The following is a 13,897-nucleotide window of genomic DNA, read 5'->3' as shown; positions in this document are numbered from 1 at the left end:
TCAAATGCAAGCGGCAACTGTTGTTATTAACCGCCGCGCTCTGCGACACAACCTGCAACGTCTGCGAGAACTGGCGCCCGCCAGTAAGCTCGTTGCAGTCGTGAAAGCGAACGCTTACGGACACGGTCTTCTTGAGACCGCGCGAACGCTCCCCGATGCCGACGCTTTTGGCGTCGCCCGTCTCGAAGAAGCTCTCCGCCTGCGCGCAGGTGGAATTACGCAACCGATTCTGCTCCTCGAAGGCTTTTTTGAAGCCTCGGACCTGCCGACCATTGCCGATCAGCACCTGCACACGGCGGTGCATAACGAAGAACAGCTGGCCGCGCTGGAAACGGCCGAACTGAGCGAGCCGGTCACCGTCTGGATGAAGCTCGACACGGGCATGCACCGTCTGGGCGTGCGGCCGGAAAGCGCGGAGGCGTTTTATCAGCGTCTGTGTCAGTGCAAAAATGTGCGTCAGCCGGTAAACATCGTCAGCCACTTTGCCCGCGCCGATGAGCCTGAATGCGGCGCAACGGAACAGCAGCTTGATATCTTCAACACCTTCTGCGAAGGCAAACCGGGGATGCGCTCGATCGCGGCATCCGGCGGTATTCTGCTGTGGCCGCAGTCGCACTTCGACTGGGCGCGTCCGGGCATCATTCTTTACGGCGTATCGCCACTGGAGAACAAACCCTGGGGGCCGGACTTTGGCTTTAAGCCGGTGATGTCGCTGGTTTCAAAGCTGATTGCCGTGCGTGAGCACAAAGCGGGAGAGCCGGTAGGTTACGGCGGCACCTGGATCAGCGAGCGCGATACCCGTCTTGGCGTGGTGGCGATGGGCTACGGTGACGGCTATCCCCGCGCCGCACCAACGGGCACGCCGGTGCTGGTCAACGGTCGTGAAGTGAAGATTGTCGGCCGCGTGGCGATGGACATGATTTGTGTTGATCTGGGGCCCGACGCGCAGGATAAAGCGGGGGACGATGCGGTGATGTGGGGCGAAGGCCTGCCGGTAGAACGTATTGCTGAAATAACAAAAGTGAGTGCTTACGAACTTATCACGCGTCTTACCTCAAGGGTCGCGATGAAATACGTCGACTAAGCATGAGCGGGATGCGGTGCATCCCGCTGCTGTTAACATCCCCTCGATCTTCTTCCGCTTCCGGTTTATTGTTGAATTCCCTGCCTCATAATAATCCGGAGAACATCGCGTGTTTCAGAAAGTAGACGCCTACGCCGGCGACCCTATCCTCTCCTTGATGGAGCGTTTCAAAGAAGATCCTCGCAGCGACAAAGTGAACCTCAGCATTGGTCTTTACTACAACGAAGACGGCATCATTCCTCAGTTGAAAGCCGTTGCTGAAGCTGAAGCGCGTCTTAACGCAACCCCGCACGGTGCTTCGCTTTATCTGCCGATGGAAGGATTAAACACCTACCGCAACACTATCGCGCCGCTGCTGTTTGGTGCGGACCACGCGGTGCTCGCGCAAAAGCGCGTAGCGACTATCCAGACGCTGGGTGGCTCGGGTGCGCTGAAGGTAGGCGCAGATTTCCTGAAAAAGTACTTCCCGGATTCCGGCGTGTGGGTCAGCGACCCGACGTGGGAAAACCACGTTGCGATCTTCGAGGGCGCGGGCTTTAAGGTTGAAACCTATCCGTGGTTCGACAGCGAAACGAACGGCGTGCGCGTTGATGCGCTGCTGGAAAAACTGAACACCCTGCCGGAGCGCAGCATCGTATTGCTGCATCCGTGCTGCCATAACCCGACGGGTGCGGACCTCACCAATGCCCAGTGGGATGCGGTGATCGAGATACTGAAGGCGCGTAACCTGATCCCGTTCCTCGACATCGCCTATCAGGGCTTTGGCGCGGGCATGGAAGAAGACGCCTACGCCATTCGCGCGATTGCCAGCGCGGGGCTTCCCGCTCTGGTCAGCAACTCCTTCTCAAAAATCTTCTCCCTGTACGGCGAGCGCGTTGGCGGTCTGTCCGTGGTGTGTGAAGACGCCGAAGCCGCGGGACGCGTACTCGGCCAGCTGAAAGCGACGGTCCGCCGGATCTACTCCAGCCCGCCGAACTTTGGTGCGCAGGTGGTGGCGACAGTTCTCGGTGACGAAACACTGAAAGCCACCTGGCTTGCGGAAGTGGAAGCGATGCGTAAGCGCATCCTGTCGATGCGTCAGGAGCTGGTTAACGTCCTGAAAGAGGCCGTGCCTGGGCATAACTTTGATTATCTTCTCAAGCAGCGCGGGATGTTCAGCTACACCGGACTGAGCGCAGCGCAGGTCGATCGCCTGCGTGAAGAGTTCGGTGTCTACCTGATCGCCAGCGGCCGTATGTGCGTGGCGGGTCTGAATGCCAGCAACGTCCAGCGCGTGGCGCAGGCGTTTGCAGCTGTGATGTAAGTACTCACTACTTATTATCTCCCTCTCCCTGTGGGAGAGGGCTGGGGTGAGGGCATCAGGCCGCAGAAAATCTTGCCCGGTGGCGGCTGCGCCTTACCGGGCCTACATCACTCATCCACACTTTGTGATCGTCTTCTTTTTATTCCGCTTCATAAGTAAAAACTCCTTTCCTTCCCCTCCCGCTGGGGTTATGGTCGGATAGTTTTTTGACCATCCGCTCAAAATAAAAAGATAACAAACTGAATATTCAGGGGAAAATATGCGCAAGATCACACTGGCGCTCAGCGCCGCCTGCTTATTGTTCTCGCTTAATAGTACCGTTGTTGCGCGGGCTTCTGCACCCACGCCGCTTTACACCGGCACCACCGCCGCCATTCTTGCCGAACAGGCCCCCATTCACTGGGTTTCAGTGGCACAAATTGAAAACAGCCTGACGGGTCGCCCGCCGATAGCCGTGGGCTTCGATATTGACGATACCGTTCTCTTCTCCAGCCCCGGTTTCTGGCGCGGCAAAAAAACGTACTCCCCGGACAGCGAAGCCTATCTGAAAAACCCGGAATTCTGGGAAAAGATGAACAACGGCTGGGATGAGTTCAGTATCCCGAAAGAGGTTGCCCGCGCGCTGATCGCCATGCACGTAAAGCGCGGCGACAGCATTTACTTCGTGACCGGACGTAGCCAGACCAAAACCGAAACCGTCTCGAAAACGCTACAGGATGATTTTCTGATCCCGGCGGCCAGCATGAATCCGGTCATTTTTGCCGGGGACCAGGAAGGGCAAAACACCAAAACCCAGTGGCTGGAAAAGAAAAATATCAAAGTGTTCTACGGGGATTCAGATAACGACATCACCGCGGCGCACGACGTGGGAGCCAGAGGCATCAGGGTGTTACGCGCCTCGAACTCCACCTACCGACCGCTGCCGATGGCCGGAAAATTTGGTGAAGAGGTGATCGTTAACTCTGAATACTGATGTATTAACGGCGGGGTGAATGCTTTTTTAAGCAAATCTCGCCGCGCGGGTTTTACCTTTCGCTTTCTTGCTGCACACTTAGAAAGATTCACCTTTCATAATGGAGCAGCACATGTGGTATCAACAGACCCTGACCTTAAGCGCAAAACCACGCGGATTTCACCTTGTGACGGACGAAGTCATCGGGCAAATCCGCGACCTGTCGCGCGTCAAAACGGGTTTGCTGCATCTGCTGCTTCAGCACACGTCTGCTTCTCTCACGCTTAATGAAAATTGCGATCCCACCGTCCGGTCTGACATGGAGCGGCATTTTCTGAAAACCGTCCCGGATAACGCCCCGTATGAGCATGATTACGAGGGGGCGGACGATATGCCTTCGCACATCAAATCCTCTTTGCTGGGCGTCTCGCTGATGCTGCCGGTCCACAACGGACGGTTACTGCTGGGAACGTGGCAGGGGATCTGGCTGGGAGAACATCGCATTCACGGTGGTTCGCGTAAAATTATCGCAACGCTACAAGGGGAATAAAGATGACAATTTCGGAGATACTTCAGTACTGCATGAGCAAGCCGGGGGCGGAACAAAGCGTACACAGCGACTGGAAAGCCACGCAGATCAAAGTGGGGGATGTGTTGTTCGCGATGGTGAAAGAGGTGGATGCGCGGCCTGCGGCATCACTGAAAACCAGTCCTGAACTGGCCGACTTACTGCGCCAGCAGCACGATGATGTCAGGCCTAGCAAGCATCTGAATAAAGCACACTGGAGTACGGTGTTTCTCGACGGCTCGCTGCCAGATTCGCAAATTTACTACCTGGTGGATGCGTCGTATCAACAGGCGGTAGAACTGCTGCCGGAAACGATCCGACAGCAGCTCTCCGTGTAACGATTACAGCAACGGTTTGAGGAAGCGCGCGGTGTGCGAGGCTTCGCACTCTGCAACGGTCTCTGGCGTACCGGAGACGAGGATTTCACCGCCGCCGCTGCCGCCTTCCGGGCCGAGATCGACAATCCAGTCCGCGGTTTTAATCACGTCCAGGTTGTGCTCAATCACCACGATGGTGTTGCCCTGATCGCGCAGCTGGTGCAGCACGTCCAGCAGCTGCTGGATATCCGCAAAATGCAGGCCGGTGGTCGGCTCGTCCAGAATGTACAGCGTCTGACCGGTACCGCGTTTGGACAGCTCACGCGCCAGCTTCACGCGCTGCGCTTCACCGCCGGACAGCGTTGTCGCTGACTGCCCCAGACGGATATAGGTCAGACCCACATCCATCAGGGTTTGCAGCTTACGCGCCAGCGCAGGGACGGCGTCAAAGAACTCGCGCGCCTCTTCGATGGTCATATCCAGCACTTCGTGGATGGTCTTGCCTTTGTACTTAATCTCCAGCGTTTCGCGGTTATAGCGCTTGCCTTTGCACTGGTCGCACGGCACGTAGATATCCGGCAGGAAGTGCATCTCAACCTTGATTACGCCGTCGCCCTGGCACGCTTCACAGCGGCCGCCGCGCACGTTAAAGCTGAAACGGCCTGGCGTGTAGCCGCGCGAACGCGCTTCCGGTACACCCGCGAAGAGTTCACGAACGGGCGTAAAGACGCCAGTATAGGTCGCCGGGTTGGAACGCGGGGTGCGGCCAATCGGGCTCTGATCGATATCGATAACCTTGTCGAAATGCTCCAGCCCCTGAATGTCGCGGTACGGTGCAGGTTCAGCCAGCGTCGCGCCGTTCAGCGCCGTCTGCGCAATCGGGAACAGCGTATCGTTGATCAGCGTCGATTTACCGGAACCGGACACGCCGGTGATGCAGGTGAACAGCCCGACAGGCAGCGTCAGGGTCACGTCCTTCAGGTTGTTGCCGCGCGCCCCGGTTAGCTTCAGCACTTTTTCCGGGTTCGCCGCCACGCGCTGTTTTGGTACTTCAATTTTGCGCTTGCCGCTCATGTACTGGCCGGTCAGCGACTCGGGCACCGCCATAATGTCTTTCAGCGTCCCTTCTGCCACCACCTGTCCGCCGTGCACGCCAGCGCCCGGGCCGATGTCGATCACGTGGTCAGCGGCGCGAATGGCGTCTTCGTCGTGCTCAACCACAATCACAGTGTTGCCAAGGTTACGCAGGTGAACCAGCGTGCCGAGCAGGCGTTCGTTGTCGCGCTGGTGTAGGCCGATAGACGGCTCATCCAGCACGTACATCACGCCGACTAAGCCTGCGCCAATCTGGCTCGCCAGACGGATACGCTGGGCTTCACCGCCGGAGAGCGTTTCAGCCGAGCGGGAAAGCGTCAGGTAGTTCAGGCCAACGTTCACGAGGAACTTGAGGCGATCGCCGATCTCTTTCAGCACTTTTTCAGCGATTTTCGCGCGCTGGCCGGAGAGCTTCAGGTTGTTGAAGAAGTCCATCGCGTGGCCGATGCTCATGTCTGAGATGGTCGGCAGCGCCGTGTTTTCGACAAACACGTGACGCGCTTCGCGACGCAGGCGCGTGCCCTCGCAGGTGGCGCAGGAGCGGTTGCTGATGAACTTCGCCAGCTCCTCACGCACCGCGCTGGATTCGGTCTCTTTGTAGCGGCGCTCCATGTTGTGCAGCACCCCTTCGAACGGGTGGCGACGCACGGAAGTGTCACCGCGATCGTTCATGTACTTGAACTCAATGTTCTCTTTGCCGGAACCGAACAGGATCACTTTATGTACGTTCGCGCTCAGGCTGGCCCACGGGGCTTCAACGTCGAACTTGTAGTGCTCCGCCAGCGACTTCAGCATCTGGAAGTAATAGAAGTTACGCTTGTCCCAGCCGCGAATGGCGCCACCCGCCAGCGACAGCTCCGGATTCTGGATCACGCGGTCAGGGTCGAAATACTGCTGAACGCCCAAGCCGTCACAGGTCGGGCACGCGCCCGCCGGGTTGTTGAACGAGAACAGGCGCGGTTCCAGCTCGCGCATGCTGTAGCCGCAAATCGGGCAGGCAAAGTTGGCGGAGAAGAGCAGCTCTTCCGCTTTTGCATCGTCCATGTCTGACACCACCGCCGTGCCGCCCGACAGTTCCAGCGCCGTTTCAAAGGATTCCGCCAGACGCGTCGCCAGATCTTCACGTACCTTAAACCGGTCAATCACCACTTCGATGGTGTGTTTCTTTTGCAGCTCCAGCTTTGGCGGATCGGACAGGTCACACACTTCGCCGTCGATACGGGCGCGGATATAGCCCTGGCTTGCCAGATTTTCCAGCGTTTTAGTATGTTCGCCCTTACGCTCTTTAATGATTGGCGCCAGCAGCATCAGGCGTTTGCCTTCCGGCTGCGACAGCACGTTATCCACCATCTGGCTGACGGTCTGGGCCGCCAGCGGAACGTCGTGATCCGGGCAGCGCGGCTCGCCCACGCGCGCATACAGCAGACGCAGGTAGTCATGGATTTCGGTAATGGTACCGACCGTGGATCGCGGGTTATGCGACGTGGATTTCTGCTCAATGGAGATAGCAGGAGACAACCCTTCAATGTGGTCGACATCCGGTTTTTCCATCAGCGACAGGAACTGACGCGCGTACGCCGAGAGCGATTCAACGTAACGACGCTGTCCTTCGGCATACAAAGTGTCGAAAGCCAGTGAGGATTTGCCAGACCCCGAAAGCCCGGTCACGACGATGAGTTTGTCGCGAGGGATTATGAGGTTGATATTCTTGAGATTGTGGGTGCGGGCGCCCCGAACTTCGATCTTATCCATTCACCTTTCCCGGTTGGAACACGGATTGCCTGATTTGTTTGAAGGACAAACGGCTGTCAGAAACGGCTAATTATGACACAAAATGACCTGTTTGAATATACAGTATTGGAATGCATTTTCTGATTCACTGTGTAACAATGTCGAGTCCGCGAGAGAACTCTGGAACATGCTACGCAACTATCAAAGTGTCGCATGGAAATGGTACACTCGCGCGTTTACACTATTAAGAAACGTATTCAGGAGACACGAACATGGCCAGCAGAGGCGTAAACAAGGTGATTCTCGTCGGTAATCTGGGCCAGGACCCGGAAGTACGCTACATGCCGAGTGGTGGCGCAGTTGCCAACATTACGCTGGCTACTTCCGAATCCTGGCGTGATAAAGCGACCGGTGAAATGAAAGAGCAGACCGAATGGCACCGCGTTGTGCTGTTTGGCAAACTGGCTGAAGTGGCCGGTGAGTATCTGCGTAAAGGCTCTCAGGTTTACATTGAAGGCCAACTGCGTACCCGCAAATGGACCGATCAATCCGGTCAGGAAAAATACACCACGGAAGTGGTGGTGAATGTTGGCGGCACCATGCAGATGCTGGGTGGCCGTCAGGGCGGCGGCGCACCGGCAGGTGGCGGCCAGCAGCAGGGCGGTTGGGGCCAGCCTCAGCAGCCGCAGGGCGGCAATCAGTTTAGCGGCGGCGCGCAGTCCCGTCCGCAGCAGCAGTCTGCTCCGGCACCGTCTAACGAACCGCCAATGGATTTCGACGACGATATCCCGTTCTGATATCCAGACGCGTGAAACACAAAAAACCCAGACAATGTCTGGGTTTTTTTATAACAGGCTATCAGGTAATCACCATCGGCCAGTCTGGTGGGGTGTGGCTCATGGCTTCAACCATCACCACTTTAATGTTTTCCCAGACGGCGGCTATATCCACTAGCGTAATACCGAGCAAACCTGTTGCGAACCAGCATGCGGCGCCTAACCCTAACAGGGTGCTAATCACAGCAAGACCTGCGTAGTCGGACTTTCGGAACTGAATGTTTAACGTGCTGGCCAGGAACATCAAAACCGCGCTCAACAACGGCCAGCGCAGGAGCACCATGCTGGTGGTAATGGTTGCCATAAAACCCATCCTCGACAAAACAGACGAACTGGAATGAAACAATGTTTCTCGTTACATAAGATGTGTGAACTATATCACACTTGCTGTTTTATTAGCCAGTATCCGCGTGAGGTAAAAGTGGGTTTATTACCAGGGAAAATATATCGTCGTCGCTCGTATCCGCGTCTGGTCGGAATTTTTATTTTTAATTCATTCAGATAGCAAAACCTTTGCAAAACACCTTCGGCTGTATAGCGTTTACAGCAGTATGTCTATGGATTATGCTTGTGTGGAACAATAAATGTACCCGCAGAAATAATTCATCGCATTGAATTAATTGCCTTTTTTGGATTTTATATTCTTTGTTTTACACTCAGCATGCTCTTTGATTTCGTGGTCTTATTCTTTTATTCAGATATGAGTTATTGCGGTTGCTCTCTCGATTAATGACCTGCGAAAAGATAATGAAAGAACAAAGACGCGAGATTATTAACGACAGCATGCAGGCGCTGCACGCCCTGGCGAAGCTGATGCCGCAACTCAACGCGCAGTGTTCGCCGGTGGAAATGCTGGAAACCATCAACAGCGCTCTGGGGGCAAATCTCTCGTGGGTCAGTGTCGAATCCGCAGACGGGCCGCGCGTGGTTTGTGCCGGCGACGTGACGTGTCACGCCTTCAACGTGGCGGATTTTCTTGCCAGCACCCTGTTGCAGCGGCATCACCGCGCCTGGCGCGTTATCTACTGGAAAGCGCATATTGGCCGGGCGGTATTTTCCCCTCAGCACCCGGGCTATGCGCGGCTGCAAAGCGGCGTCCTGTGTAAACTCTCAGCGCATGGCAGACAGTGCAGTGGTTATTTCTTTTTGGCTTTTAATGGAAAACTTACCTCGTTGCCGATACTGAAAAATATCGTGGTGGTATTGGTTGAGAAGCTAAAAGATTATTTTGATGACATCATCGTGCGGGAAAAAACGGCGCAAGAAATGCAGCGCGTCGTCACGCAATATAAAACCTTATTTGAGCGTGCGCCGGTATTAATGAACGCCTTTGACAGGCATAACCGGTGTGTATTGTGGAATGCCGAATGCGAAAAAGTCTTTGGCTGGAGTATGACTGAAATCGACGAGCACCCCGATCCGCTGGCCCTGTTTTATCCGGATCCCGAGGAGCGACAGCGCGTGCAGGAGTCGGTTCGTTTCGCACCACTTAAGGATATGTACGAATGGCACCCGGTGCGTAAAGACGGGACGCAGTTAACGATTCTCTGGTCAAACATCCTTTTGCCGGATAACTCCATTCTCAATATTGGCCTGGATATCACCGAACGTAAAAAAGCAGAACAGCAGCTGACCGTCAAAGCCACCACGGACGATCTGACGGGCTGTCTGAATCGCTCGACAATCTTACAGCAGCTCAAAATGGCGCTGGCAGCCAGTTCGCCGCAGGATGTCAGTAGCCACTTCTGTCTCCTGATGTTCGATCTCGATTATTTCAAGCAGATTAACGATCGGTGGGGACATCAGGTTGGCGATGCGGCATTGATTCACTTTTGCGACCGTATTCGCGAGGTGAGCCCGGCCGGGTCAGCGCTGGGACGGGTGGGGGGCGAAGAGTTTGTTCTTCTGCTGGCGCGTACGGATGGTATGGCCGCTACGTTGCTCTCTTCTCGCCTGCGTGCCGCGCTGATCTCAAAACCGCTGCGTGTGGGCGATAAAACGCTGGTACTCTCCTTCAGCGCCGGGGTGGTTGAAGTCTGTCAGGGGCAACGAGATACTTCTGCCATACTGATGCGTGCCGATAAGGCATTATATGACGCCAAGCGTACGGGAAGAGGAAAAACGGTCCTGGCGTCTGATTATTTATAAATCAGCATAAGAACAAAGAGCAGGCTATTTCAGCCAGCGAATTTTCCACACCTGTCGCGGGTAATTATTTTCCTTATCAGAAACGAAATGAATACTTTTAGTTTGGCTTACGGGAAAATATTATCGGCATCACGAATTTTAGGATTTTTAATACCAAAAGTCAGTTGCTAACTTCCTATGATTCATGCAACGTAATCACCTGTTTATCAAAGCAGCCGGTCTTCATTGCTACAGGCGTACAACATGCAGGGATACAGAGCGGGAAATGAATCGTAGCGCGCGGCGCAAAATGCTCAAAGTGGTCGGGATTATCATGGTAGTTATGCTGCCGGTGATGCTTGCGCTATGGTTTGCCCAGCTTAGAGCCGTGTCGGAAATCAGCGCCCAGCTGCGCACGTTTGCTGAACTTGCTTTAAATAAAACTGAACGGGTTATTCAACAGGTTGACCTGGCCCGGAAAGACGCGGAAAAATATCAGGGCAAAGTGTGTACGCCGGAGCATCGTCAATATATGTTGAACGTTTCCCGCGGTCGCCTTTTTGTTGCCGATTTAATTTATGCTGATGGCCAGGACTTTCTCTGCTCGACCCTTTTTACGCCGGAGCATCCTTACATCATCCCCGCTGCCAATTACACACGTAAACCCGACGTTGCTATCTATTATTTTCGCGATACACCATTTTTTAATGGTTATAAAATGATATATATGCAGCGCGGAAATTATGTCGCAGTGGTCAACCCGCTTTCGTACAGTGAGGTGATGTCAGACGATCGTTCCCTGTCGTGGGGAGTGTATGACACCGTCAGCAATGCATTCTTTTCTGTGAGCCAGAAAGCCAATATTTCTTTATTGCATTCGATGCTTCGACATCAGGAAACGACTTTTCAGAAAGATGACCGTTTTTATACGATCGTAAAATCAGAGCAGCGGCCCATTGCGGCCATCGTTTCAACCTCCAGTGCCCGTTTTTATAAAACGCTTTATCATCAGGCTACCCTGACGCTACCGCTAGGGATAATTTGCAGCATTATTATTCTGCTGGTGTGGTCGCGTACACACCGTGAATTCAATTCGCCTGGCCGACTTCTGCACCGGGCGCTGAATAAACGCCAGCTGTGCGTCCATTATCAGCCCATCATTGATATTAAAAATAACCAGTGCGTGGGGGCAGAGGCGTTGTTGCGCTGGCCTGGATTCAACGGTCAGGTTATGAGCCCGGCGGAATTTATTCCCCTGGCAGAAAAAGAGGGGATGATTGAGCGCATTACGGATTACGTCGTTGAGGAGGTGTTCAGCGATCTGGGCCATTTTCTTGCCGCTCATCCCGATCTGTATGTCTCGATTAACCTGTCGGCGTCAGATTTCCACTCTTCGCGTCTTATCGCCCTGATCTCCGACAAAGCCCGCTTTTACTCGGTTCGCGCGCAGCAGATCAAAATTGAGGTGACGGAGCGGGGGTTTATTGACGTGCCGAAAACCACGCCGGTCATTCAGGCGTTTCGTCAGGCGGGGTATGAAGTGGCGATTGATGATTTCGGAACCGGCTACTCTAACCTGCATAACCTCTATTCGCTGAACGTCGATATCCTGAAAATCGACAAATCCTTTATCGATACCTTAACCACCAACAGCACCAGCCACCTGATTGCCGAGCACATCATTGAGATGGCGCAAAGCCTGCGGCTGAAAACCATTGCGGAAGGGGTCGAGACGGGGGAGCAGGTGAGCTGGCTGCTGAAGCGTGGCGTACAGTATTGCCAGGGATGGCACTTCGCGAAAGCGATGCCGCCCCAGGCATTTATGGCCTGGCAGCAGCAACCCTTGCGTTAACACGCATTAATTGAGCTGATGGCGGTAGTCGCTCGGCGTACGGTCAAACTCGCGGCGGAAGACGCGGGAAAAGGTCTGCTGCGACACATAGCCCAGATCCATTGCGATATCAAAAATGGGCCGCTGCGTTGAGCGTAACGCCTGCGCCGCCAGCAGGAGCCTGCGCTGGCGAATGTAATCACCCAGCGTTTGATGCATTACGGTGCGGAACATTCTCTGTAAATACCATTTCGAATAGCCCGACTTTTTAGCGACCACATCAATGTTCAACGGCTGGTCGATATGTTCATCAATCCATTCAATAAGTGTCTGAATAATTTGCTGATGCGACATAAGGTTACCCCTCTGTGGAGACATCTGTCCTGGTTGATTCGTCATTTTCTCTGCGGGGGAGTATAATTCCTCAAGTTAACTTGAGGTAAAGAGGTTTTATGGAAAAGAGATTACCGCGCATCAAAGCACTGTTAACCCCCGGTGAAGTGGCTAAGCGAAGCGGTGTGGCGGTGTCGGCGCTCCACTTCTATGAAAGCAAAGGGTTAATAAAAAGTATCCGTAACGCCGGAAACCAGCGGCGCTACACGCGCGATGTGCTCCGCTACGTGGCGATTATCAAAATTGCGCAACGTATCGGCATTCCTCTGGCCACCATTGGTGACGCGTTCGGCGTATTGCCGGAAGGACACTCGCTGAGCGCGAAAGAGTGGAAGCAGCTGTCGTCCCAGTGGCGAGAAGAACTGGATCGTCGTATTCACACGCTGGTGGCCCTGCGCGATGAACTGGATGGCTGCATTGGTTGCGGGTGTTTATCACGTAGCGATTGCCCGCTGCGTAACCCGGGTGACAGGCTGGGCGAGCAGGGAACAGGGGCACGGTTGCTGGAGGAGGATTGAGAGGTGTTTGCCGGGTAAGGCGCAGCCGCCACCCGGCAACAAACATAAAGAACTAAAGCGCCACTAAGGGCGCTTTAGTTTTTTCCGGTCTTTGTCTTTCTCTCTATCCCGCTGGCTCACGGGAGGGTTTCCCCCGACATCAGTACCCCTCGTGTCGAGCTTGTGAAGGAGGTTCCGGTTTGTACTGACACTTTAATTTTATGCCCGGCCGCCGTTTTTGCCACCGGAGACGGTGAGATTTTAGCCGAATTTTTTTCGTGAAGTTGTTCAGTTTTCTATAGTTAAAAAGTATGAATCATCGGAGAACATCATGCTAACGGTCCACCACCTTAATCAGTCTCGTTCACATCGTGTCCTCTGGGCGCTGGAAGAGCTGGGTCTGACGTACGACATCGTGCGCTACCAGCGCGAAAAAACCATGCTCGCGCCAGACTCGCTCAAAAAAGTGCATCCGCTGGGAAAATCCCCGGTACTCGAAGATAACGGACTGGTTCTGGCCGAATCAGGTGCGATTCTGGAATATCTTCAGGAAACGTACGATTCGGCGTCACGATTCAAACCGTTAGATCCCGCCCATAAAGTGCAGTATCGCTTCTGGCTGCATTACGCCGAAGGGTCTTTGATGCCGCTACTGTTAATGAAGCTGGTGTTTAACAGCCTCGGCAAACCACCCGTCCCGTTTGGCCTGCGCACGCTGGGTAAGGCGCTGGGGCAGGGGGTGCAAAAAGCGTATCTCAACCGCCAGCTGGAAACGCATGCGCGCTTTATTAACGATCATCTTGCCGAAAACAGCTGGTTTGCCGGCGACACGCTGACCATGGCTGATATCCAGATGAGTTTTCCCCTCTTCGCCCTGCTGGCGAGAGGCGGCATCGACAATCTCGACCACATAGCGGCGTGGAAACAGAGAGTGGAGGCACGTCCGGGCTGGCAGACAACGCTTGCGAAAGGCGGCCCACTGACGATCCCCGGCGAGGGATGAAATTTAACGAAATTGCGCATGGACGATAACGTTTGCGCATCCTCTGCTTAATTCTTCATCGTCATGAGGCAATTTTAGCGAAAAACGAGAAAGTTCAGTTGAAAAGGGCGGGTATTAGGCTAGATAATCGTTTGCCTTAATTTGACCACCCGTTTGTAAG

The 13,897-nt window shown here is 54.4% G+C and carries 13 protein-coding genes; 10 read left to right on the top strand and 3 right to left on the bottom strand.

Annotation, left to right across the window (positions count from 1 at the left end):
• Nucleotides 1-4 precede the first annotated feature (4 nt).
• From alr to CU081_RS02000, 5 genes are all read left to right on the top strand, one after another.
• On the top strand, nucleotides 5-1,084 hold the full coding sequence (gene alr / locus CU081_RS02020) for an alanine racemase (RefSeq protein ID WP_003860296.1): 1,080 nt from the start codon (nucleotides 5-7) through the stop codon (nucleotides 1,082-1,084).
• 109 nt (nucleotides 1,085-1,193) lie between these two features.
• A complete protein-coding gene (gene tyrB, locus CU081_RS02015) occupies nucleotides 1,194-2,387 on the top strand; it encodes an aromatic amino acid transaminase (RefSeq protein WP_022650225.1) in 1,194 nt (397 codons plus the stop codon).
• 259 nt (nucleotides 2,388-2,646) lie between these two features.
• Nucleotides 2,647-3,360 (top strand): acid phosphatase AphA, encoded by a 714-nt coding sequence (aphA, locus tag CU081_RS02010; protein WP_022650226.1) that lies wholly within the window; start codon nucleotides 2,647-2,649, stop codon nucleotides 3,358-3,360.
• 112 nt (nucleotides 3,361-3,472) lie between these two features.
• Nucleotides 3,473-3,889, top strand: a complete 417-nt coding sequence (locus CU081_RS02005) for a secondary thiamine-phosphate synthase enzyme YjbQ (RefSeq protein WP_022650227.1) — start codon at nucleotides 3,473-3,475, stop codon at nucleotides 3,887-3,889.
• Nucleotides 3,890-3,891: 2 nt separating this feature from the next.
• Complete coding sequence (locus CU081_RS02000) at nucleotides 3,892-4,245, top strand: MmcQ/YjbR family DNA-binding protein (RefSeq protein ID WP_003860288.1); 354 nt, start codon at nucleotides 3,892-3,894, stop codon at nucleotides 4,243-4,245.
• Between the two features lie 3 nt (nucleotides 4,246-4,248).
• Here CU081_RS02000 and uvrA read toward each other — a convergent pair whose 3' ends face one another.
• Nucleotides 4,249-7,071 carry an excinuclease ABC subunit UvrA gene (gene uvrA, locus CU081_RS01995; RefSeq protein ID WP_003860287.1) on the bottom strand — a complete coding sequence of 941 codons (2,823 nt, stop codon included), beginning with the start codon at nucleotides 7,069-7,071 and terminating at the stop codon, nucleotides 4,249-4,251.
• Between the two features lie 251 nt (nucleotides 7,072-7,322).
• Between uvrA and ssb1 the strand changes: the two genes are divergently transcribed.
• Nucleotides 7,323-7,847: a single-stranded DNA-binding protein SSB1 gene (ssb1, locus tag CU081_RS01985; RefSeq protein WP_003860284.1), complete on the top strand. Its 525-nt coding sequence runs from the start codon at nucleotides 7,323-7,325 to the stop codon at nucleotides 7,845-7,847.
• Between the two features lie 61 nt (nucleotides 7,848-7,908).
• On the opposite strand, the gene CU081_RS01980 is transcribed toward ssb1, so the two are convergent.
• Nucleotides 7,909-8,190, bottom strand: a complete 282-nt coding sequence (locus tag CU081_RS01980; RefSeq protein ID WP_003860282.1) for a YjcB family protein — start codon at nucleotides 8,188-8,190, stop codon at nucleotides 7,909-7,911.
• 443 nt (nucleotides 8,191-8,633) lie between these two features.
• Between CU081_RS01980 and CU081_RS01975 the strand changes: the two genes are divergently transcribed.
• The gene (locus CU081_RS01975) at nucleotides 8,634-10,034 is read left to right on the top strand and encodes a sensor domain-containing diguanylate cyclase (RefSeq protein ID WP_003860281.1); all 1,401 of its coding nucleotides are present in this window, start codon (nucleotides 8,634-8,636) and stop codon (nucleotides 10,032-10,034) included.
• Nucleotides 10,035-10,299: 265 nt separating this feature from the next.
• Nucleotides 10,300-11,865, top strand: a complete 1,566-nt coding sequence (locus CU081_RS01970; protein ID WP_039268682.1) for an EAL domain-containing protein — start codon at nucleotides 10,300-10,302, stop codon at nucleotides 11,863-11,865.
• 6 nt (nucleotides 11,866-11,871) lie between these two features.
• Here the strand turns inward: CU081_RS01970 and soxS are convergent, their stop codons facing one another.
• Nucleotides 11,872-12,198: a superoxide response transcriptional regulator SoxS gene (gene soxS, locus CU081_RS01965; RefSeq protein ID WP_003860277.1), complete on the bottom strand. Its 327-nt coding sequence runs from the start codon at nucleotides 12,196-12,198 to the stop codon at nucleotides 11,872-11,874.
• A 98-nt stretch (nucleotides 12,199-12,296) separates the two neighbouring features.
• On the opposite strand from soxS, the gene soxR reads away from it, so the two are divergent.
• Nucleotides 12,297-12,755, top strand: a complete 459-nt coding sequence (soxR, locus tag CU081_RS01960) for a redox-sensitive transcriptional activator SoxR (RefSeq protein ID WP_003860275.1) — start codon at nucleotides 12,297-12,299, stop codon at nucleotides 12,753-12,755.
• A gap of 310 nt (nucleotides 12,756-13,065) precedes the next feature.
• Nucleotides 13,066-13,737: a glutathione S-transferase family protein gene (locus CU081_RS01950; RefSeq protein ID WP_003860274.1), complete on the top strand. Its 672-nt coding sequence runs from the start codon at nucleotides 13,066-13,068 to the stop codon at nucleotides 13,735-13,737.
• Nucleotides 13,738-13,897: the final 160 nt, after the last annotated feature.

Source organism: Enterobacter sp. CRENT-193 (genome assembly GCF_002787395.1).
In the GTDB taxonomy this organism is placed as follows: Bacteria; Pseudomonadota; Gammaproteobacteria; order Enterobacterales; family Enterobacteriaceae; genus Enterobacter; species Enterobacter hormaechei_C.
Note: the sequence above shows the minus strand (reverse complement) of the source record. Positions and strands in the feature narration are given on the sequence as shown.

Bases quoted from the DNA above. Each gene is read 5' to 3' on its own strand.
- CU081_RS01980 (WP_003860282.1), bottom strand. From the start codon at position 8,190: ATGGCAACCATTACCACCAGCATGGTGCTCCTGCGCTGGCCGTTGTTG.
- CU081_RS02005 (WP_022650227.1), top strand. From the start codon at position 3,473: ATGTGGTATCAACAGACCCTGACCTTAAGCGCAAAACCACGCGGATTT.
- CU081_RS01950 (WP_003860274.1), top strand. From the start codon at position 13,066: ATGCTAACGGTCCACCACCTTAATCAGTCTCGTTCACATCGTGTCCTC.
- CU081_RS01970 (WP_039268682.1), top strand. From the start codon at position 10,300: ATGAATCGTAGCGCGCGGCGCAAAATGCTCAAAGTGGTCGGGATTATC.
- alr (WP_003860296.1), top strand. From the start codon at position 5: ATGCAAGCGGCAACTGTTGTTATTAACCGCCGCGCTCTGCGACACAAC.
- CU081_RS01975 (WP_003860281.1), top strand. From the start codon at position 8,634: ATGAAAGAACAAAGACGCGAGATTATTAACGACAGCATGCAGGCGCTG.
- soxR (WP_003860275.1), top strand. From the start codon at position 12,297: ATGGAAAAGAGATTACCGCGCATCAAAGCACTGTTAACCCCCGGTGAA.
- ssb1 (WP_003860284.1), top strand. From the start codon at position 7,323: ATGGCCAGCAGAGGCGTAAACAAGGTGATTCTCGTCGGTAATCTGGGC.
- uvrA (WP_003860287.1), bottom strand. From the start codon at position 7,071: ATGGATAAGATCGAAGTTCGGGGCGCCCGCACCCACAATCTCAAGAAT.
- aphA (WP_022650226.1), top strand. From the start codon at position 2,647: ATGCGCAAGATCACACTGGCGCTCAGCGCCGCCTGCTTATTGTTCTCG.
- soxS (WP_003860277.1), bottom strand. From the start codon at position 12,198: ATGTCGCATCAGCAAATTATTCAGACACTTATTGAATGGATTGATGAA.
- CU081_RS02000 (WP_003860288.1), top strand. From the start codon at position 3,892: ATGACAATTTCGGAGATACTTCAGTACTGCATGAGCAAGCCGGGGGCG.